22 protein-coding genes are annotated in these 22140 nt (G+C 33.2%); 11 read left to right on the top strand and 11 right to left on the bottom strand.

Annotation, left to right across the window (positions count from 1 at the left end; all coding sequences use genetic code 11):
- Positions 1–31 precede the first annotated feature (31 nt).
- The 9 genes from ACOQOS_RS12335 to ACOQOS_RS12375 all read left to right on the top strand — a co-directional run bounded on the left by ACOQOS_RS12335 (position 32) and on the right by ACOQOS_RS12375 (position 6971).
- Positions 32–721, top strand: coding sequence for an alpha/beta fold hydrolase (locus ACOQOS_RS12335; protein WP_420570765.1), 690 nt, complete (start codon positions 32–34; stop codon positions 719–721).
- Positions 722–730: 9 nt separating this feature from the next.
- Positions 731–1300 (top strand): Crp/Fnr family transcriptional regulator, encoded by a 570-nt coding sequence (locus tag ACOQOS_RS12340; RefSeq protein WP_420570766.1) that lies wholly within the window; start codon positions 731–733, stop codon positions 1298–1300.
- Between the two features lie 80 nt (positions 1301–1380).
- Positions 1381–1830, top strand: a complete 450-nt coding sequence (locus ACOQOS_RS12345) for a carboxymuconolactone decarboxylase family protein (RefSeq protein ID WP_420570767.1) — start codon at positions 1381–1383, stop codon at positions 1828–1830.
- Positions 1831–1909: 79 nt separating this feature from the next.
- Positions 1910–2266 (top strand): DoxX family protein, encoded by a 357-nt coding sequence (locus tag ACOQOS_RS12350; protein ID WP_420570768.1) that lies wholly within the window; start codon positions 1910–1912, stop codon positions 2264–2266.
- 130 nt (positions 2267–2396) lie between these two features.
- Positions 2397–3725, top strand: coding sequence for an OmpA family protein (locus ACOQOS_RS12355; protein WP_420570769.1), 1329 nt, complete (start codon positions 2397–2399; stop codon positions 3723–3725).
- 54 nt (positions 3726–3779) lie between these two features.
- Positions 3780–4556, top strand: a complete 777-nt coding sequence (locus tag ACOQOS_RS12360) for an ATP-grasp domain-containing protein (protein WP_420570770.1) — start codon at positions 3780–3782, stop codon at positions 4554–4556.
- Positions 4557–4629: 73 nt separating this feature from the next.
- Positions 4630–5661 carry a hypothetical protein gene (locus ACOQOS_RS12365; RefSeq protein WP_420570771.1) on the top strand — a complete coding sequence of 344 codons (1032 nt, stop codon included), beginning with the start codon at positions 4630–4632 and terminating at the stop codon, positions 5659–5661.
- 92 nt (positions 5662–5753) lie between these two features.
- Positions 5754–6395 carry a diphthine--ammonia ligase gene (locus ACOQOS_RS12370; protein WP_420570772.1) on the top strand — a complete coding sequence of 214 codons (642 nt, stop codon included), beginning with the start codon at positions 5754–5756 and terminating at the stop codon, positions 6393–6395.
- An 18-nt stretch (positions 6396–6413) separates the two neighbouring features.
- Entirely contained in the window at positions 6414–6971 is a 558-nt protein-coding gene (locus tag ACOQOS_RS12375) for a nuclear transport factor 2 family protein (RefSeq protein ID WP_420570773.1), read from the top strand.
- Between the two features lie 2 nt (positions 6972–6973).
- Here ACOQOS_RS12375 and ACOQOS_RS12380 read toward each other — a convergent pair whose 3' ends face one another.
- The gene (locus tag ACOQOS_RS12380) at positions 6974–11068 is read right to left on the bottom strand and encodes a lamin tail domain-containing protein (protein WP_420570774.1); all 4095 of its coding nucleotides are present in this window, start codon (positions 11066–11068) and stop codon (positions 6974–6976) included.
- A gap of 105 nt (positions 11069–11173) precedes the next feature.
- Here ACOQOS_RS12380 and ACOQOS_RS12385 point away from each other — a divergent pair, with 105 nt between their 5' ends.
- Both ACOQOS_RS12385 and ACOQOS_RS12390 read left to right on the top strand, forming a co-directional pair.
- Positions 11174–11644 carry a regulatory protein RecX gene (locus ACOQOS_RS12385; RefSeq protein WP_420570775.1) on the top strand — a complete coding sequence of 157 codons (471 nt, stop codon included), beginning with the start codon at positions 11174–11176 and terminating at the stop codon, positions 11642–11644.
- A gap of 114 nt (positions 11645–11758) precedes the next feature.
- Positions 11759–12859 carry a hypothetical protein gene (locus ACOQOS_RS12390; RefSeq protein WP_420570776.1) on the top strand — a complete coding sequence of 367 codons (1101 nt, stop codon included), beginning with the start codon at positions 11759–11761 and terminating at the stop codon, positions 12857–12859.
- A gap of 11 nt (positions 12860–12870) precedes the next feature.
- On the opposite strand, the gene ACOQOS_RS12395 is transcribed toward ACOQOS_RS12390, so the two are convergent.
- The 10 genes from ACOQOS_RS12395 to ACOQOS_RS12440 form a co-directional block, all read right to left on the bottom strand.
- Entirely contained in the window at positions 12871–13740 is an 870-nt protein-coding gene (locus ACOQOS_RS12395; protein WP_420570777.1) for a cupin-like domain-containing protein, read from the bottom strand.
- A gap of 109 nt (positions 13741–13849) precedes the next feature.
- Complete coding sequence (bioB, locus tag ACOQOS_RS12400) at positions 13850–14959, bottom strand: biotin synthase BioB (RefSeq protein ID WP_420570778.1); 1110 nt, start codon at positions 14957–14959, stop codon at positions 13850–13852.
- Positions 14960–14987: 28 nt separating this feature from the next.
- The gene (locus ACOQOS_RS12405) at positions 14988–15470 is read right to left on the bottom strand and encodes a hypothetical protein (protein ID WP_420570779.1); all 483 of its coding nucleotides are present in this window, start codon (positions 15468–15470) and stop codon (positions 14988–14990) included.
- A 287-nt stretch (positions 15471–15757) separates the two neighbouring features.
- The gene (locus tag ACOQOS_RS12410) at positions 15758–15922 is read right to left on the bottom strand and encodes a hypothetical protein (protein WP_420570780.1); all 165 of its coding nucleotides are present in this window, start codon (positions 15920–15922) and stop codon (positions 15758–15760) included.
- 209 nt (positions 15923–16131) lie between these two features.
- A complete protein-coding gene (locus tag ACOQOS_RS12415) occupies positions 16132–16320 on the bottom strand; it encodes a class I lanthipeptide (protein WP_420570781.1) in 189 nt (62 codons plus the stop codon).
- 103 nt (positions 16321–16423) lie between these two features.
- On the bottom strand, positions 16424–18037 hold the full coding sequence (locus ACOQOS_RS12420; RefSeq protein WP_420570782.1) for a tetratricopeptide repeat protein: 1614 nt from the start codon (positions 18035–18037) through the stop codon (positions 16424–16426).
- A gap of 223 nt (positions 18038–18260) precedes the next feature.
- Positions 18261–18413, bottom strand: a complete 153-nt coding sequence (locus tag ACOQOS_RS12425; RefSeq protein ID WP_420570783.1) for a class I lanthipeptide — start codon at positions 18411–18413, stop codon at positions 18261–18263.
- Between the two features lie 473 nt (positions 18414–18886).
- Positions 18887–20344 carry a flotillin family protein gene (locus ACOQOS_RS12430; protein WP_420570784.1) on the bottom strand — a complete coding sequence of 486 codons (1458 nt, stop codon included), beginning with the start codon at positions 20342–20344 and terminating at the stop codon, positions 18887–18889.
- A gap of 6 nt (positions 20345–20350) precedes the next feature.
- Positions 20351–20929: a hypothetical protein gene (locus tag ACOQOS_RS12435; RefSeq protein WP_420570785.1), complete on the bottom strand. Its 579-nt coding sequence runs from the start codon at positions 20927–20929 to the stop codon at positions 20351–20353.
- A 37-nt stretch (positions 20930–20966) separates the two neighbouring features.
- The gene (locus tag ACOQOS_RS12440; protein WP_420575144.1) at positions 20967–22124 is read right to left on the bottom strand and encodes a beta-ketoacyl synthase N-terminal-like domain-containing protein; all 1158 of its coding nucleotides are present in this window, start codon (positions 22122–22124) and stop codon (positions 20967–20969) included.
- Between the last annotated feature and the right edge of the window lie 16 nt (positions 22125–22140).

Raw genomic sequence — 22140 nt, forward strand, 5'->3', positions numbered from 1 at the left:
ATATTTCAATACTAAGAACTATCTTTATAGTATGAAACACACCAACCTACTCCTACTTCATGGCGCTTTGGGAAGCGAAGTACAACTAAAACCATTGCAAGAATTACTTTCTAAAGATTTTAATGTACACACTCTCAATTTTGAAGGTCACGGCGGACGTGCTTCCAACTATGAGTTTACTATGGAACGATTTGCTGATAATGTTACAGAAAAGCTTCAAACTTTACAGTTAGAAAGAACACACATTTTTGGTTATAGTATGGGCGGATATGTTGCATTGACTTTGGCTAAAAAACATCCTGAACTAGTTGATATCATTGTAACTCTTGGCACAAAATTCAATTGGACAATTGAAGCTGCACAACAAGAAGTTCGCATGCTGAATCCTGAGAAAATTGAAGAAAAAGTGCCTGCTTTTGCCAAGCGACTTCACGAATTGCACCAACCAAATGATTGGAAAGAAGTGATGAAAAAAACGGCCGAAATGATGTTAGCCTTAGCCAGCGGAAAAAGATTGACAAACCAAGATTTACAACAAATTAATCATAAAACGTTGATTGGAATTGGCGCATTAGACACTATGGTTAGTGTTGAAGAATCTGAAAATGCCGCTACGCAATTACCGAATGGAACTTTACAAATTATTGACGATGTAAAACATCCGATTGAAAAAGTAGATATACAGGTTTTAGCAACTATTATTAAAGATTTTATTGCATAATTTCAATCTATGAAATCACAATTAACAAACTATTTAAACCGTTACGCAGATTTTAGTACCGAAGAAATCGAGCTTATTTTTAATTCGCTTTCGACGAAGACTTTTCAAAAGAAAGAATTCTTACTTCAACAAGATCAAATTTGCAAACATCGTTACTTTATTATTGAAGGTTTGGTTCGTTATTTTAGGACTGATAGTGACGGAAATGAAAGGATCAGTTTGTTTGGAATTGAAAATTGGTGGATTACAAATTTAGATAGTTTTATAAATGAAATTCCTTCTCAAAATGCCATCCAAACATTAGAAACAACAACCGTTTTATCTATTTCCAAAGATGATTTAGAATTTCTGTATCGTAAAGTTCCAAAATTGGAACGTGCTTTTCGAATCATCACAGAAAAAACGCTCATAGCTATTCAACGGAAAGATGAGGTTTATATGAAACAACATAGTAAAGAACGTTATTATAGCCTTGTTGATACGATTCCTGATTTCGCACAGCGTGTTCCACAATACATGATTGCTTCTTATTTAGATATTACACCAGAATATCTAAGCGAAATTCGAAAAAATAGATGATTCTTCTCCTTTCTTAAGATATCTTAAGGAGTTTTAGAAGTGTTCCAAACTAGCTTTGTATCAACATTAAATCATACAAAATGGAACGAATTTCATACGGAGATATTCCAACAGGAATGTTTCAACATTTACAAAAACTAGAAGATTTTATTAAAAATTCTGATTTAGACAAACAACTTTTAGAACTTATCCGATTGCGTGTTTCTCAAAAAAACGGTTGTGCTTATTGTGTAGATATGCATTACAAAGAATTGAAAAAAGCTGGAGAAACAGAATTGAGACTTTCTTCCGTGTGTGTTTGGGAAGAAACACCTTATTTTTCTGAAAAAGAACGCGCTGTCTTAGCCTTTGCGGATGCACTAACAAAACTTAAAAGAACTCCTTTTCCTGACGAAATATACAATCCGTTATTAAAGTTCTTTTCTAAAGAAGAAATTTGCATCCTCACACTTACCATCACTCAAATTAATTCATGGAATCGACTAATGAAAGTATTTCTTTTTACACCAGGAAATTATGTAGCTACGTAATCAGAAACGACCAAAATTGGTCGTTTTTGTTATAATTTCAATGTATATTTCATACTTTATAATGCTTTAAAAATTATGAATGATGAAAAATATATATTGGATAACAACAGGAATTATCTCTTTATTTCTACTTTGGAGTGCTTACACATACATCTTTAACAAAGCCACTATTGAAGGTGTAAAATCTTTAGGTTTTCCAGATCATTTTAGGATACAATTAGCTGTCTTAAAAATTATTGCCGTCATTATACTACTTACTCCACAAATTTCAATTCAATATAAAGAATGGGCATATAGCGGTGTTGCTTTGTTTTTTATCACAGCAATTGTTGCACATGTAGCACACAAAGATCCAATAGTGATTACAGTGATCAACTTAGTATTAATTGGCTTACTGATCATTTCAAATTTATATTTACACAAAATTAGCAACTAACAAAACCATCATTTTTTTATTGTTTTTCTGTGTAACAATTAGGACTTATGGCTACCAATACATTGAAAGCGATCAATATCTTTGTGATATATCGAAATATACAACCTATTACTTAACACTATAAACAAATATGAAACTGCACTTTTCTCGTATTTTCTTTCTTTTTGGAATCTTATTAATAGCTACAACTACTTTGCATGCCAGACAAAGCCCTTCTATGGAGATTCTTACCAAAGAAATTAGACAAGGATATAATTTTCAAGTCAAAGCATATGGAAATGCTTCGCTAAACACAAATGCTTGGATTGGAATTTTTAAACTTGATGCAGGCACTACTTATGAAACGTATGAATATATTGGAAATGAAGAAGGCAAAGTGATTAAGTTAAAAGCTCCTATTATTGCGGGTGATTATGAATTACGATTTCACGATAATGATCCAGGAAAGGTGATCAAGAAAATGAAATTTACCGTACTACCTACACAAACACATGAATTTGATATTACAATTGTAACACAAGAAATTAATCCTTCCAGTCCTTTTAAAGTGCATATAAAAACAAATTTTGATTTGGACAAACATGCTTGGATTGGAATTTTTAAAAAAGATACACCTAAAAGCAGCATTACTTATGTATCTTATGAATATATAAATGATGTTAGAGAAAACACAATAAGTTTTACAGCACCAAGTACGCCTGATGATTATACACTTCGTTATTATTCTGCAGATCCAGGTGCACTTATACACGAACTTCCTTTTAGAGTAGGAAGTCCTGACTTACCAGGAATTGGTTTTAGCACAAATAAAAAGGCATATAAAGCTGAGGAAGAAATTACCGTACATTATACTGGTCATGAAAAATTACAAAAATCTGCTTGGATAGGCATGTATAAAGCAGACGCAAAAGAAGATACGTATAGCGGCTATTTAGAGTATTTTTATTTAAAACCTATAACGAAAGGCTCCTTAACTTTTAAAGCACCGACAACGAAAGGCAAATATAAGTTTAGAATGTTTTATGCTGAAACTGGTCCGCAATTATTAGATGCTGTTCCTTTTGAAGTGACAAATTCATTAGACGAAACATTTTTAAAGAAAACCTTAGATACGAAAGGAAAAATAACCTTATACGGAATTTACTTTGATACCGATAAAAGTGTGATAAAATCAGAGTCATATGCGCTTATTGAAGAAATTGCCAAAATGTTGAATTCAGATACATCTGTGAAAATTCAGATTGAAGGACATACAGATTCACAAGGAAATGATACATACAACAAAACTTTATCTGAGCAACGCGCAGCTGCTGTTGCCAGTTTACTCATAGAAAAATATAAAGTTTCTAAAACTCAACTACAACACAAAGGATTTGGAGAAACAAAACCTATTGGCGATAACAAAACTGCTTCTGGACGTGCAAAAAACAGACGTGTAGAGCTGAAAAAAATCAATTAGTTGCTCTTAAAAACATATCTTTAGCACTAAATGATAAATTAATCACGAAAACACATGCTTTTTTTAGTTCAATCTAATATTTATTCCGATCCGGATCACGATCGTATTTTTGATGCATTTCACGATTTAAATATTGCCTATGAAAAAATTGAACTGAATTCAGAAACGCAAGAAATTACCGTAAAAGCTGATCGTTCTGATGTTTTTGTGTATGGTTCTGTAAAATTGGCGCGACTCGCTAAAGCAAATACACACTGGAATCCAGGTTCGTTTTACGGCGGAAATCATCAATATAAAATCTACTCTGCATATTATAAAGACAACTTACTAAATTACGATGTAGAAGTTTTCAAATTTGAAGATACTATCCAGTGGAAACCAAACGAACAAAAGTTCATTAAACCTTACAAAGACGCTAAAATCTTTACAGGAAAAGTATTTACAGAAACTAAATGGACAGATTTTGTTGCGAATTCACTCGAAAATCCAAGAACACCTTTACTACATGGAGAGTCACTTATACAAGCATCAATTCCGAAAGAAATATATAAAGAAGCGCGTTTATGGATTGTTGGCGGACAAATAGTTGCTGCTGTTTATTATAAATTTAATGGCGATGTAGTGTTTGAAGCAGAAGTTTCCTCTGAAGGAATTGATTTTGCTAAAAAAATGATTCAAATTTACGAAGTCGCAGAAGCATTCGTCATGGATATTTGTCTCACAAATTATGGCTGGAAAATTGTAGAAATTAACTGTATCAATAGTGCTGGTTTCTATCCAAACCTCAACGTACATAGCTTAATTAAAGCATTGGATATTTATTTTTCATAGCCATATAAATACGCAACTCTTCGTATTGTCTTTTATACGTAGAAGGCTTATTTTTAAGTAGAAAAAAAAGAGCATGCAGAAACCGTTAACACAAAAAGATAAAAAGAAGCTACGAAGACAGATAATACCTGTTATACTAGTTACATTAGTTGCCATCACTATTTTCATTCTGATTTTTACTTTTGTTATTAAAGATTTCACAAAAAATGAAGGTGGTTTTGGATACGTTCCCATGATCATATTTAGTGTTTTCGGGTTGTTCTTTGCCGGAATTATTGGATATATAACTTGGACTTTCATCCGAGATATAAAAGGAGGCGTTAAAAACTGCTTTGATGGTATTATAGAAGATAAAAGGCTTAATATACGCCAAACTACTTCACATAGTTCTGGAGCTGGAGCGAGAAGAACAGGCAGAAGAAAAACAAGTACCAAACGAGAGTATTACATCACCGTAGCAGGAACAGAACATAATATAGATTTCAACATGTATAATTATGTAAGTGTTGGTGATCATATTTACTTTGAAATTGCTCCTAAGTCAAATACTACATTACACTACGAAATACTTGAAGAAGCAATTTCCGAACATAAACAAATTGAAAACTATACACGAGCAACATATCCAAATTCAAAAATTAGAAAAGCTCCATTAACGCAAAGAGACAAAGACCTACTGAAGAGCTTTTATTCTCAAAAATTACGTTCTAGACTCATTGTAATTGCATTTTTAGCATTTCCTGTTGTAGGTTTGTTGTTAAATGGTTTAGGCGGACTTTTAGTATTTCTTTTTCCACTACCTATTATACTGATATATCAACTTTATAAACTGATTCGCTTTCATTTAAATTATAAAAAATCCGTAGACAAGGGAAGAAAAAAACTAATCACAACACAAATAACTGATAAGCTTTTTACAACCATTTCTAGAAATGGAGCAAAAAGTCAAAAACGAGCTATTAAAACAACATACAAGGTGATTTCGGTTTCAGAGGATCTCTATCAAAAACTAAATTCTGGCGACGAGATTATCATTCATGAAGCGTTGAATTTAGATCACACAATTGGCATTTCGGTAGATGAAACGTATTATCCTTTTTCTTAGATTCGAAACGTTTTTAAAAAATATCATGATTTGTTTTACATTCTAAATATTCTACTTCCTATTTTTACATGATTTTTTGATAAAAATAGCGTATGAAACTACTTTGTTCTTGGTCTGGCGGAAAAGATTCTTGCTATGCATTAATGCAAATGAAGCACAAACCAACTGTTTTGTTGAATGCTTTGAATGAAAATGGTGAAATTAGTCGTTCGCACGGACTTTCAAAAGCATTACTACATGCGCAAGCAACTGCTTTAGGAGCTTCCATTCACCTTATCTCAGCAACTTGGAACGATTACACAGAAAAGTTTATTAATAAGCTTAAAACGCTTTCAAATCAATATGAATTGACGGATGCAGTTTTTGGCGATATTGACATTGAATCGCATCGCGAATGGGAAGAAAAAGTCTGTAATGCCGCACATATCAATTGTAATTTACCGCTTTGGCAGCAAGATCGTCGCACTTTAGTTACCGAAATGATTGATGCTGGAATTGTTGCCATGATCGTTTCTTGTAATGATTATTTAGGGCAAGATTTTTTAGGCAGAATCATCAACCATGAAACAATTGATTTGCTCGATGCAAAAGGTGTTGATGTTTGCGGTGAAAATGGCGAATTCCATACGGTTGTACTAGATTGTCCTTTGTTTAACAAACCTATAGAAGTCATTCAGGGAGAAAAATTAAGTAATGGGACTGGTTATCATTTTTTGGAATTATCTTTGAAATAATTATTATAAAACTTCAATATGAACATAAAAAATATACTCATAGGTTCAGTAATGCTTTTATGTATTATTGGATGTGACACTTCAAAATCAACTGAAAAGACTGAAAAAGAAAATACTCCAAAAGAAATTCTATCCGAGAAGGATCAGCTTATTTTTAATATGTTGAAAGCGAAAGACAGTCTTCTTTTTCAGGTAGGTTTTAATAAAATAGACACAACGCAAGTAGCATTACTTACAAGTGATAATTTTGAATTTTATCATGATGAGCATGGAATTACAACTACAAAACAGCAGTTTGTAAATAATATACAAAGTCTTCAAGAATTACCTTTTAAGACATGGCGAACTTTAGATGAAAACAGTTTAGAAGTATTTCCTTTGTACAAAAATAATAGTCAAAACTTATATGGAGCCATCCAAAAAGGAACACATTATTTTTACCAGCAAAATGAAGGCGAAAAAGCGCGCAAAACAAATACAGCAAAGTTTGTTCATGTGTGGATTATTGAAAATGCACAATGGAAACTAAGACGTGTTTTAAGTTTTGATCATCAAGTTCCAGAAAAACAAGAGTAATCTTAACGTATTATTTTCTTCGTTAACGATCCTTTTTCTGTATCCACAACAACTAAATATACACCAGAAGTTTGCTCACGTAGAGAAATTTTCTGATTTGATTCTGTAGTCACTGCAATTTGTTGCCCTAACATAGAATAGACTTTCACACTATTGATAACCATTTGTTTACGCTGTTGAATCTCTATTTCTTTACTATTATTTAGGTAGATTGCCAAATCATTTTCGCTAACAAAGTCTTCAACACTCAAGGCATCGTTTATAAATTGCAATTGAAACCTATCTGGAAAAACACCATCTGCGGTTGTAAAAGTATAATCTGATTGTTTTAAATCGTGTACGATGTCTAATTGTAAATCTTTTAAATACACATCTGTTGTATTTAAAATTCCGTCCATTTCATGAATACTAATGGTAACATCTCCTAAAATATTGGCGTCATAACCTAACGGAATAATGTCTGTTTGTGAAAATGTAGGACGTCCTTGAATTCCGTATTGGTGCGTATCATCTTTTGAATAAAATCGTAAATAGTTTGAACCATTCAGTCGGATACCATCATATAATCTGTCTTTTTGCAGTGTTGCATCATCAAAGAAACCAATTAATAATTGACTAAATGCTCCATCAGGATTAGTAAGATTCAACCAAATTCGATCTCGCTCTCCAGAAGATCGAGTTGTATATGCCGCATCGCCACTAGGTCTGTAAAAATTATTATTACTATATGCGTTACTTCGCATGCTGTTATTGAAAGTTACAGTTCCAGCCGTTATTGCTTCTAGGAAAAATCCTTGTCCAGATGCTATAAAACCTGTTGGCGTAGTACTTCCACTTACAGAACTTGTCCCTACACCACCTGTAGCATTGTACATAGCATAGTCATCTGTACTATAATTGAAAAGATCTGGTCCAGGATTAGAAATAGAAACATCGTCTACATGTGTCCAGAAATATAGCGTTCCTGTAATATTTGTATTAAGCGTAACAAAATCGTCAGCACTAATTGCCGATGGGTACGGATTTCCAACAAAGTTCCAATCATCATCTGCATCAGTTGCATCTGCACTTAAACTTATCGGAGAAGTAATAACTCCATTGTTCACTGCTCCGCTAAAAGTAACATTTTCCGTTCGCGGAAAGCTTCCTGTTGTTGGTCCCATAACAGCATAACCTGTTCCTGCAGCCATTGTATCTCCTGATAAAATATGCGTCCAAACATCATCATTGTCATCAAACTCATCATTATCTAAATCTTCAAAATTTGCAGCTACATAGCTAAATGTTCTATCCAAACGCCAAGTTCCTAATGCTGTCCCAAACGTAGCATTTGTAATAGGTGAAGACCAGTATGTGTAATCATATTGCTCAAAAGAAGTGGTTGTTTTTTCAACATTAATAACTCCTGTTCCATTTAAGGTAACTATTCCAGCATCATCTACCATAATAAGCGATCCTTCATGCTCTACGTTAATAATTCCTGTATCATTTACGGTTAAATCGTTTTCAACATCTATATATGTTCCTGCCGGAATTGTAACGGTAATTCCACTGTTAACTGTTAATGAACACGCAACCAAATCGCCACTAACTCCAACATCATAATTTGCTGAAACAGCAACTAATCTTGACCTATCTGGCATTCCATTACTCCAAACCGTTCCATTCCAAGTAGTGACAACTTCTTCATGTTCTCCTAAGTACGGATTGGTTCCTGATACTGGATTTTCTACTTCTGCATCTGTAAATTCTACCCAATCATTAATATCAAAAGTTGTAGATGGTCCCGAAGACACACAAGAGTTTCTTACAAAACATCTTCGATCACCCCAAGTAGTTCCATCTCCAATAACATCTACTCTATTTGCCCACGAATTACTATCGACACTTGTCGTTAGAATTATCAAATCGTCTCCACTAAATAAACTTGCTCCCGCGGGAAATTCGAATGTAGGATTACCATCATATCCAACTTCTCCAGGTGAAGCATATGCTGGTAATACAGCCGTATCATGTTTATAGCGACGAACTTCTCCAGCAGCCATATCTGTAGATATTAATACATTGTTATTAAATGATGGCGAAGCTCCCATTGAAGGATCTGCGGAAGCTGGATTGTCTGCATCTGCATTGTTTAATACAACAATATAATAGGTATTTGCAGGAATTACAGATCCACTTATATTTTTTACTTCAATCCATTTATTTGTAACAGCACCTTCATAATATTGTGTAATCATGATATCACTTGCTGCTGCTGCATCATTGTCAGTAATTGTTAAGGTATGCGTTGTATTTGTTCCAATGGAAGGTGTTGTTCCTCCAGAAACATTTTGTAAGTTTAAGATAACCGTTTCACTAGGTTCTACTACAGCGTCATCATTAGAGATAAAAATAGAAACACATTGATTTGCAGATGATCCTGCAGGAAATGTTAGTGTAACTGGAAACGAGATTGCTGCTGGTGTTCCAGCTCCATCATCATAATCGGTTCCGTTGGTTGCTGTACTTGCTCCATCGAGAGCAACTTCTACAGTTGTCGCCGTAGATCCGCTAGGATTTGTAATTGCAACACAAACATCGATGGTAATACCATCTTCAGCAATTGTTGACGTAGTTGCTACAAATTCCACTTCTGTACTTGCACATGGAGAAACTAAAGAGTTTGTTCCTGGTGAACCTCCTGGATCTACTTCTTGCCAGTTAGTTCCAGTATCAGAGTTATCCATAGAAGCATCAATTACATGAAGTGAACTTCCATTTCCATTGGCTCCATCGCCACTATCGTAAGTTACTACATCTGCTACAGTAGTTCCGTCAGCTGCAAATAACGTAACTGTTCTTGTACTATTTGCTAAGTTATTTGTGTTATTTATACCTCCATTAAGTCCGAAATCTGGAACAAAAACACAATCAGGATTAAAAGTTCCATCTCCATTGCTTCCTACTCCGATAGTGATACATGTTCCATCAGCAATGGTTTGTCCACCTGAAAAAGTATATAAAGTAGAACCGTTAGCATCTAGCGTGTAAAGACTTAAACTTTGAGCACTTCCTGAATTGTTACAAATTTCTATCCATTCATCATCTGTACCTGGAGTGTTATACATAATTTCTGTAATTACAACATCTGCTGTTGGCGGCGTATTTACATTTAATTGCACAGAATCATTACTCCAATTTCCACCAGTACCACCATACGTAAAATTACAACTATTGAGTCTAAAACGAGATGCATAATAATATGTTCCTACAGCTAGACTTGAACCTATTTCCGCAATAAATTCGTCATTATTTCCAGATTGCGCATTAAATGTCGCTGCAACCCAAGTCCAACCAGCTGTACTAGGATCATTATCAACCGTATTATATCCAATCCAAGCTTCTATTCCTGCTCCTGCTCCTGCTGCTTCTGTAACACCAGCTTCAAAAGCTTGCGCAGTGACATTGAACGTATCACCTTCTGTTATATTTTGTGGAGAAGATGTTGGCGACTGAATATTTGCAGTATCTACTGCATCTGTACATGTAGAAGTTACCGTTCCATTAACCACAATATCATCACCAGAACCTTCAAACCCTCCAGAGCCTCCTGTAGCTTCCGCCCAACCATAAATTCGATATGTGACCGCAGACGTATTCCCTGTTTGACTTACGGTAAATGTGACTGATTGTACACTTGTATTATCGGCAATAGCCATTTCTGCATCGATATTTGCTGCGTAGCTATCTACTGAACTTCGCAAAGCAATTCCTCTGAGCCCTGTTCCTGAACGTTGCACATTGAATACCATAGTGGTTACATTAAATTGAAAACCACTATTTGGCGTAATCGTAAACTCCATGTAATCATTTCCCGAAACAGCATTTGCTATGCTAGTAGTTGCCCAAGAAGTTGCATTAAATCTGTTTGCGTTGTTACTTGCCGTAAGTCCGCTACCTCTTGTGATGGTTGAGGTAGATAAATTAGTATCATTTGAGTTTGATCCTGCTGAAGCTTCATTTCCTGCTAGTCCATTGAAGTCAAACGTAAGTATTTGAGCTTGTCCAATAAGACACATTAGAAAAAAGAAAACTAGGGTTATTTTTTTTTTCATTCAACTGCATTTTAAAACTTTACTAATATACTAGATTATCGGCTAATTTTCAAAAGTTGAAAAACTTGTTTCTGTAAATAAATAGTTATTCTTTTGTAAACTACTATGAAAAACGAATCTTATTCACTTATAGAAGCCAAAATAAAGTTGCAACAATTTTGTGCATATCAAGATCGTTGCCACAAGGAAGTGGTGGAAAAACTACAAAAGATGAACATGATTCCAGCAGCTATTGATGTAATTATTACAGATTTGATTCAAGAGAATTTTTTGAATGAAGAACGTTTCGCAAAAAGTTTTGCCAGAGGTAAATTTAGAATTAAAAAATGGGGGCGTATTCGTATTACTCGAGAATTAAAACTTAGAAATATTTCTAAATATAATATTGATATTGCACTGAAAGAGATTGAAGAGAGTGATTACTTAAATACACTTGATGAACTCGCTAGAAAACGCAACACTGTTGTGAGAGAGACAAATCCGTTTAAACGGAAAAAGAAAATTGCAGATTATTTATTTTATAGAGGTTGGGAAGCACATTTGGTGTACGAAAAGATTAATGAACTTGTACTGTAAGCATAAAGTTATAAAAAAATATTCCAGTTTTTCTTAAGACATCATGCTCTCATTTTTGAGTAAAATAATTAATTTTGTTTCCTTTTTTACAAAAACTGATTAATTTATTAAAACATGAAAAGAAAAATTACCCTTTCAATTATCTTATTATCGACTGTTTACAATCTTTTCTCTCAAGATTTTTATGCTTCTAGAAGAGATTTTTCTGATCCTAATAATTATGTACATTCTATGTTAGAATTAGATAATAATGGAAATATGATTCTAAACACGTATGACTATACAGCAACTTTCCCTGGCTTTAACGGCGTTGAAAGCTTAACATACAATAGTGATTTAGATGAAATTTATGGTATTTCTGAAGGTTTAGTTTTAGTCTATGATGTGAGTAATAATACTGAAAGCTCATTTACGTTACCTACTTTATCTTCTGGAGATTACCAAAGTATTGTGATTGCTGAAAATAGGTTATTTGTCTCTGCCAGAGACTATTCTGATCCGAATAATTATATTCATTCTCTTGTTGAACTGAATACAACTACTGGAAGTGCTATAAATACATATAATTTCACGAATACTTCTCTCGGTACTGAATCTATAGAAAGCCTAGCTTACAACCCTACTACAGGAGAAATTTACGGAATAGCTGAAAATTTAATTGTAAAATATAATATCAATACACAAACTGAAAGTTCTTTTAACTTACCTACTACCTCAAATACTGATTATAAAAGTATTGTAATTGCTGATAATAGATTGTTTGTAACAAGAAGAAATTATGCAGATGCTGCTAACTATATTTTTTCTTTGGTAGAATTAAATACAACTACAGGAAATACTATGAATTCATACGACTATACATCTTCGTTATTAGGTTTTGATTCTGTTGAAAGTTTATCATTTAATTCGGAAACTAAAGATATTTATGGATTATCTGACACTGTAGTATTGAAATATAATATTGACACACAAGTAGAAAGTTCTTTTGATTTGCCGAGTATTACCAACGGTGACTATGGCGCAATTGTTTCTACAAAACAACCCAGTACTTTATCCGTAGATGAATTTGAAATAAGCAATAGACATCGCAAAGTAGTAAAGGTATTTAATTTACTAGGACAGGAAGTATCAAAGAATACGTTTAATGAAGTTCTCGTTGTTCTTTTCGACGATGGTTCAAGAAAAAAAGTATATAGAAAACAAGCGTTTAATTAAGCGCTTGTTTTTTAGACAATCTTATTTTTTTTATGAGTTCTAGAAATGGCTTGTTCATTTTTCCAGTCAATCCATTTTTGACCTTTCATTCTTCGCATGAGGTTGTCATAATGCCTCATGATGAATAAATTATAAACCGCTTTCCCAAAGTTTTTAGGATTTCTAGCAATAGCACGTAAACTCATAGAAAAACCTGGTGTTAGGTATTTCATGTAATGCCAATATCCTTCTGGCATGTATAGGATATTTCCGTGTTCTAATTCTGTGATGTATCCTTTTGCTTTTTGTAGTGCTGGCCATTTTTCAAAGTCAGGATTGGAGAAGTCAATATCTTCACGAACAATTAGAGAATGTGGTATTTTATATAAAAATTTATTTTGTTTTTGATCAAATAGAATGCACTGTTTTTTTCCTTCAAAGTGAAAATGAAAGATGTTTGCTAAATCTATATCATAATGCATGAAGGTATGAGAATTTGTTCCTCCAAAGAACAACATTGGTAAGGACTTCATCAATTTTAATCCAAAGTTAGGATATGAAAAGTCATCTTGAAGCGAAGGAATTTCTTTAAGAATATTCCAAAGAAAGATACGATATTTTGTCGGCTCGCGTTTCAGCAAATCAACATATTCTGCCATTTTCATTTTGGCATGTGGTTCGTTGAAACCATCTTTATAATCTACAGGTCTATCGTCATAAAGTGGCACTTCTTTATCGCCCGCAATTTCTTTCATATAATCTAAACTCCATTTGGTATATGCAGGCCAATCTTCAATAAAACGTTCTATCACCACAGGTTTTTGTGGCTTGAAGTAGTTTTTTATAAAATCTTCTTTGGTAATCGTTTTAACCCTTGGAATTTCTTGCAGATTCAATTTCAAAATTCTAACGTTTATTCTAGCTAAGTTAATAAATTGTTATGAAAAAATATTTTTAAAGCTAAAAAAAGAGCTCATTTCTGAGCCCTTTTTATGTCAATTTTGGTACTCTTTATTGTTTTTTCTCTAATACCGCTGCTTTTTTCTTTTCTTTTGCTTCTTCGTTTCGCTCTATTTTATGATCTGGTCGTGACCATTTTGGCTTTTCTCCGAGTGCTTGGTATTGTGAATCTTCTGCTTCTACCGTTTGTGGCTGCACTTTTTTTGTAAATGGTTTTTGAGGATTTAATCCTAACATTTTAAACATTTTCATGTCTTCATTTACGTCTGGATTTGGTGTCGTTAGTAATTTATCTCCAGCAAAGATTGAGTTTGCACCTGCAAAGAAACACATTGCTTGTCCTTCACGACTCATACTTGTTCTTCCTGCTGATAAACGCACCTGCGTTTCTGGCATTACAATTCTAGTTGTCGCTACCATTCGAATCATTTCCCAGATTTCTACAGGTTTTTCATTTTCTAATGGCGTTCCATCTACAGCTACTAATGCATTGATTGGTACAGATTCTGGTTGCGGATTTAGTGTAGCAAGTGCTACTAACATTCCTGCTCTATCTTCTACAGATTCTCCCATTCCAATGATTCCACCACTACAAACCGTTACATTCGTTTTACGAACATTATCGATTGTTTCTAAACGATCTTCATAACCACGCGTTGAGATGACTTCTTTATAGTATTCTTCTGAAGAATCTAAATTATGATTGTATGCGTATAATCCAGCTTCTGCTAAACGTTGTGCTTGATTTTCTGTTACCATTCCTAGCGTACAGCAAACTTCCATATCTAATTTATTGATGGTACGAACCATTTCTAGCACTTGATCAAATTCTGGTCCGTCTTTTACATTACGCCAAGCTGCTCCCATACAAACACGTGAGCTTCCTGATGATTTTGCACGTAATGCTTGTGCTTTTACTTGCGAAACGGACATTAAATCGTTTCCTTCAATATCGGTATGATAGCGTGCTGCTTGTGGACAATATCCGCAATCTTCTGGACAACCGCCCGTTTTTATAGATAGTAATGTAGACACTTGTACTGTATTAGGATCGTGATGAACTCTGTGTACAGTTGCTGCTTCATATAGCAATTCCATCATTGGTTTATTGTAAATCGCAATGATTTCTTCTTTAGTCCAATTGTGTCGTATGTTGCTCATAAAAAAGTTTATTTGGTGACAAAAATAGTTATATCCATTTAGATTCTGCTTCTGTTGCGTCTAAAATATCAATTTTTAATATTTCTGCGATGTGTTTTGCTACTTTAAGCGCATCTTCTTTACTTGTTGTTGCATAGGCTTTGATACGATGGTTTCCATTGTAAAATAAGTTTAACACAATGATGTTATCCGTCATTTCTGTTACTCCAGTAAAATCTTGAATTATTGTCGTTTCGGTAGTACTAAATACTGAAACATATTCTATTTCTGGAAGATTTTCCCATGTACCAAATCGAAATCCAAAAGTATCTAAAAATGTTCTATACTGCCTTGTATCTAATTTTATTTCAGATCCATCTCTGTTAAAAAACAAGATCGATACAACACAAAAAATAAATCCTAATAAATTTCCAAAAAATATAGCAATAATACCAACTAAAAAAAAGCCTATACCAAAAACAAAGCGTAAGGCTGGCACTTTTCTTTTGAAGACGATTTTATTATTTTTCATTGATGAAGTCAGTAAATAGTTTGTAAAATTTTGATTCGAATTTATAGCAAATATCTGCTTTCTGTTTCTCAAAAGTTATGGAAGGAATAGTGAATAATAGTATGCATGGAAAACGTAATTGTAGCCTCATAACTTATGATTTCTTGTAAATATAGCTATTTGACGTAAAAAGAAAAATTACGTTACAGTCGTTATGATTTTCCTCTAACTTCTTGTAACGTAATTTTAAAATACTAATAAGATAACTTCAATTCACTTTATACATGTATTAAAGTTTATTATTGTGACTAACCGCAACGTAAGGCACCAGTTTCGCAGAAAATATCTGTTGGCGGTTCTCCAGTTATGCATTCAGTAACTGTGTTGAATACACTTCCTCCAGTAACTTTCTTCGCATGAAAGTTAGAGATCACTTCTTTGTTGATTTCTAATTTCTTTAATGACTTTTTCATCTTTAAATATTTTTAATAACCTACCTACTCTGTTAACGATTTTCGGCTTCCTCGTACATGAAATTGGTAACAATTGTTTTTTGATTTCGAATACGAATGTCAGGCATTAAAATTGTTAAAAAAAGGAATGTTTCACGACTTTAAACAAAATAGGGTACAAAAAAAGTCTTGAAATTTCAAGACTTTTTATCAGTGTATTGATTCCTGTTTTAAAAAGGACTGGAATCACAATTGCCATATGTTAAATTAGGATCATCTGTATCACCTAAATCCTCTTTATCTCCATTTACAGAATCTGTAGGAATGCTAGATCCTCCTTTAATATTGTACATTGTTCTTGTGTTCATTTTTGACACAATTACTTTTCTTAAACTGATTTTACTCAATTGCTTTTTCATATTATAAATGTTTTTTGTTAACGAATCGAAGATAGATTGAGATTCTAAATTCACAAAAATATTATACCCTATTTCAGTTAAAATAGTGAGTCCGTTTCTTACTCTAAACTTCTATTTTATTGAGTTGTTTGATATAGTACGATGGATTTAATCCAGTTTCTTTCTTAAAGTGTTTTACGAACGAATCTGTGCTTTTATAACCAATTTCTGTAGCAATTCCTTTGATAGAAAACATTCTAAATTTTTCATCATTTTTTAATCTTTTTAAAACATACTCAATACGTAAATCGTTTATATACTCATTAAAACTTTTCTCCTTGTACGTATTAATAATTTGTGAAATATATGTACTATTTGTTTTCGTTTTCTTTGCTATAGAATGCAAGTTACATGAAGACTTTAAGAAGTATTCTTGTGCTTCTAATTTGTCTAATCGAACAAGAATGTTTTTTATTTTATCATCATCTAAACGAATATTTTTCTCAGTGCTTTTAGCTTTTTTAGAACTGATGCTTTTTTTACTCGTTTCTAATGTTGAAATTTTTTCAATGAGTACATTAAACTTTGTTTTATTTTCTTTTTGTTTTTTGATGTATAAAAGTAACGTTAGAAGAAATGCCATTGCCACTAGTAAAATTCCCCATAACATATAATTTATGGTTTGTTTTTGTGCTTTTCCATGATGCTGTAATGCTGCTATTTTAGACAAGAGATTATTAATATCTTTTTCATAAAATTTATCGATAGCAACATCTTTACCTTTACGCGCTATATCTTTTAGTAACATTGCTTTTTCTCGCAGTGTAGAAGCTTCTTTGTAATTTCCTTTTTTCTGATAACAATCTGCCAGTAAACTATATGTCTGTATTACGTTATCTTTTTGTTGATCTTCTTTTTTTATGATTTCTGTTGAATACAATAATTCTTGAATGGCCTCTTCATATTTTCCTTGATCGTAAAAACACCTCGCTATGGCAAGATTAGCGTTTATAGTTTGCAAAAAAGAGCCTGCTATTTTGCCTTTTTTTAGAATGCCTTTACATTTATTTAGATACTGAAAAGCTTTATCCCATTGTTTTTTATAGTGATAGTATTTTCCTTTTTTGATATATAAATCTACAAGACCTGCTTGATAGTCTAGCTTTTTTGCTAACTGAATTCCTAATTCCATGTGAAGGAACATATCATCGTAGTCATCTTTTGCCATGAAAGCATCACAGACAGTGGTTAATAACTGTACATGTCTTTTTTTATTTCTAAATGACGTTTTATCTATCAAATTCAATGCATACAAAGAAAAATTGACAGCATCTTCTTTTTTATTGATAGAAGGCAAAAAGGCGATTAATCCTGAGTAAGCGATTAATTCTTGCTCAACATTTTCATTTCTTTTTGCAAGTTCTAGTGCATTATAATACGCTTCAAGTACTTTTTCACTTTTTCCACTGTAGAGGTATGACTTGCCTAATTTCGCATACGAACTGAATAGTAAATCATCGTTTCCTGTTTCTTTGGCAAGCACGATTGCATCTAAAAAAAAGGTTATACTTTCTTGATAGCTTCCTTGCTTTTGTAGACTAAACCCTTGATTTATATAGTGCTGAAGTGTTTGTTCTTTGATTTCTTCTGTGTAGTTTGCCTGTTGTGAGAATGAATTATATCTTGTAAAAAGAAGAAGAATTCCTAATAGAATAATTCGTGCTATTTTTTTATTCATGTATTAAATGGAAAAAGATAATTTGATATTGACTACAAAATAATCATATTAATCTTACAACCATCAATCACATGAATTTTTAATTTGAATTTAACGCAGTTATAGTAATAAAAAATGCGCTACAAAAGAAAAAGTAAGTACTTATACAACTTTTCCTTTCGCAACGCGATTTCTAAAATTTCCTGCTAAAGCAATACATACAGGAAGTTTTGTGTTTAATTAATTACCATTCTTGGCAACCTATTCCACCTTCCCATTCTGGAGTAGAGTTACACATAAGATCAGTTGGACCACAGTGTCCACCAATTACTTGGTCTACATCTAACTTTGTAACTACTTCTTTGTTGATCTGTAATTTTTTTAATGACTTTTTCATTTTTGTATATTTTAATAACCTGCCTACTCTGTTAACGATTTTCGACTTCCTCGTACATGAAATTGATAACAATTGTTCTTTGATTTCGAATACGAATTTCAGGCATTGAAATTGTTAAAAAAAGGAAGGTATCACGACTTTAAATGAAATAGTGTTATTCAAAGATTGAAGATATTTAGAATATTAAAAATGACGAATTTCTTCTAAAAACAAGATGAATTCGTTCATTTACAAAGATGATTTTTTAATTCAAAAAACAACACAAATAACTAAAATGCAAAGCTTTAAACTAAAGTAGATTCTCTTTTTTCATGTTTTACACAAAAAAATACAACTATAGTTATCACACACTATTTCAAAGAAATTAGGTTTTACTTTTTTGCGTAAAAAAGTGTAGTGTTTACTATTTACTATATAGCATAAAAAAATCCGCCTTTGAGCGGATTTTTTATTTGTATTATAGAATGTTGTTTTTAATTTTCTTCTGAATCATTTGAAGGTTTTACTTCAGAAACAGAAATTTCTTTAGTAACATCTTTTCCTTTTAAGTATTCAGGTAAGTCCATTCCTGCCATGTTGAACATTTCTTGTAAAGGCGGAACTGCTTTATACATTCCTGAGATAAAGTTTGACGTAGATGTTTTACCATCTTTTCCTCCGCCACCATTTTCCCAAACGGTTACTTTATCTATTTTGATATTTTTGATAGCTTCTGCCTGTGTTTTTACTAATTCTGGTAATTTATCAGCAATTAATAATAATACTGCATCTTTTGCATCGTCTCCAGAAGCTTTTACAATTTCGTCTAAACCAGCAGCTTGCTTTGTTAATACTTCATACAAACCTTGTGCTTCTGCTTGTGCTTTGAACAAGATCGCATCTGCCTCACCTTTTGCTTTTCTACGAATACGTTCTGCTTCTGCTTCTGCATCAATTTCTACTTTACGTTTGTCTATTTCTGCAGGGACAATAATATCGGCTTGTTGCGATGAACGTTCTCTTTCTGCCCTGGCAATTTCCGCTTCACGTTCAGCAGCATATGACTCTTCCAAGGCTTTTGCAGCTTGTACTTTCTCTGAAGCAATTGCTACACGTTCTGCTTCTGCTTCACGCTGTCTACGTAAGGAATCAGAGTTTGCAACTTCAATTTTTGCAGTATTTTCTCCATCAACAGCTTTTGCATTGGCTGCGGCAACTTGTGTACGCTCATCTTGTAATGCGTTTGCTTCACCAATAGAACCATCTCTGTTTTTCTCAGCAACTGATTTACGAGCCGCGTTGATTGCATGTGCTGCAGCTTCTTTACCGAGTGCTTCAATATATCCAGATTCGTCAACGATATCCGTAATGTTTACGTTGATTAGTTTTAAACCTACTTTCTTTAATTCAGATTCTACACTTTCAGAAATGTTCGATAAAAATTTATCTCTATCTGAGTTAATTTCTTCAATATCCATCGAAGCCACTACTAAACGCAACTGACCAAAGATAATTTCTTGTGCTAATTCTTGAATTTCGTTTTGACCTAATCCAAGTAAACGTTCTGCAGCATTTTGCATTACTCCTGGTTCTGTTGAGATACCAATTGTAAATCGTGAAGGTACATTGACACGAATATTTTGTTTACTTAAGGCATTTACCAAGTTTACTTCTATTGAAATTGGTGTTAAGTCTAAATATTCATAATCTTGAATTACGGGCATAATGAATGCCGCGCCACCATGAATACATTTGGCAGATTTTCCGCCACCTACTTTTCCATAAACTACTAAGATTCTATCTGAAGGACAACGTTTATATCTACGGATAAATACCGTGATTAAAATAAAAATAAAGAGCGCAGCAAAAACAAATAAGATTAGAGAAGAAGCGCCTTGTAAAGGGTTCCCGCCATCATCTGAAAGATTTTGCAATAATAAGAGTGATCTCATAAAAAATTATTGATTTAATGGTTGTACGATTAATATTCCTGTTCCTGTAATTTCTTTTACTTCTATTACAGTTCCTGTTTTTAAGTTTTCTTCGCTATCGGCAAGTGCATCCAATTCGCGCAAAGCTCCTTGAATATTGACATGAACTTTACCAATTTTCGAACGATTTGCTCCAATGGTTAAGTATACTTCTCCTATATTTCCAATAGCATTTTCAAGCTTTAACGTTCCGCTACTTACTAATTTATTAATATAGTAAATTAGTGTAGCCATGATGGTCATCATGATAAGTCCGGCAATAACAGAAACCAGAATGGTAATTCCTTTTCCATATCCAGCATCTATGCATGAAATTCCTGCCCAACTAAAAATAGTAAAGAATGCTACTAAGTTTTTGAAAGAGAAAAATTGAAATCCAATTCCTGTATCACTTTCTATATCAGCATCTACATCACCATCGATTCCATCTGTATCACCAACTAAGAATGTTGTGATCAATACAAATACAAATATTGTTGATGATATTCCTGCGATAATCCAGTAGGATTTCTCGAAAAGCGTTAATGTTGAAAACCAATCTCCCATAGCGTGTGATTTTTAATTTGTTAATTTCTGTCGAATTTTAGTCTTTTGTTAGCAATACCGAAACAGCATTTCCTCCAAAACCAACCGCATTCACTAATATCTTGTTTAATTGCGTTGGTTTTTTTCCTTTGTTAAGATAAGGAATTGAAATGAATTTTTGTTGCTGTATCATTCCTATTGCAAGTTCTACACTTAACATTCCTGAAGCTCCAAAAGTGTGACCTATCTTCCATTTATTCGTAGTCAAACTTGGAATTTTGTTACAAAATATTTTTTTGATTGCTTGACATTCTGCCAAATCTCCTTTTATCGTTCCTGGTGCATGCAATACAATTGCATCTATTTCTTCTGGTTTATGACTACCCAAAGCCATACGCATTGATTTTTCAAAACAGATACCTTCTGCCGAAATAGAAGTATTGTGTTTTAAGATTTCGGTTGCATAACCAATTCCTCTAATTTTCGCCAACGCGTTTTGCTTTTCACCTTTTTCAATACATACTGATGCAGCTCCTTCGCCTAAAATCATAGTATTTCGCTTTTTTTCTAAATCTAAAGATAAGCAAGGATACGTTGTTTCTTTTTTTGCGTAAATGTGCAAAGCTTGCATTTGCGCAATGGTAAATGGTGTTAGTGGAGCTTCACTTCCTCCAACCAAAAATTTATCGGTCATGCCTGAGTTTAGCCAAGCAATTCCATTCATCAAGGCATGTAATGCTGTAGAACAGGTAATTGAATGTGATATTTGCGGACCTGAAGTTTGCAAATCATGTGCAACCCATGATGATATATTACCAAGTGTTGTTGTTGGTGAACTTAGTGTTTGTGCATGTTCGTTTTCAAGAAAATCTTTGTGATATTTTTCAAAAAGCGTTGTCGCTCCACGTGAAGAGCCAATGTTGATTCCAAAATCGCTTTCATGAGTCCAACCAGCATTTTCAATTGCTATTCTAGACGCTAATATGGCATATAAAACACTATTATCAAGGTTTTTATATTTTGAATTTGAATTTTTTAATGTTTGAATTGCTGCTGCTGCAGTTGTAGAAAGCGGCGCTGTGTATACACTTTTATCATGAATTGTTTCCGTTTGAAAACAGTGTGAATCATTGTTGTAATGTTTCCAAATTTCAGCTTGTGTATTTCCTAATGGAGATACCGAACCTAAGCCAGTTATTGAAATACAGTCATGCATCATATCGACATATATT

The organism is Kordia sp. (genome assembly GCF_965224175.1).
GTDB lineage: Bacteria > Bacteroidota > Bacteroidia > Flavobacteriales > Flavobacteriaceae > Kordia.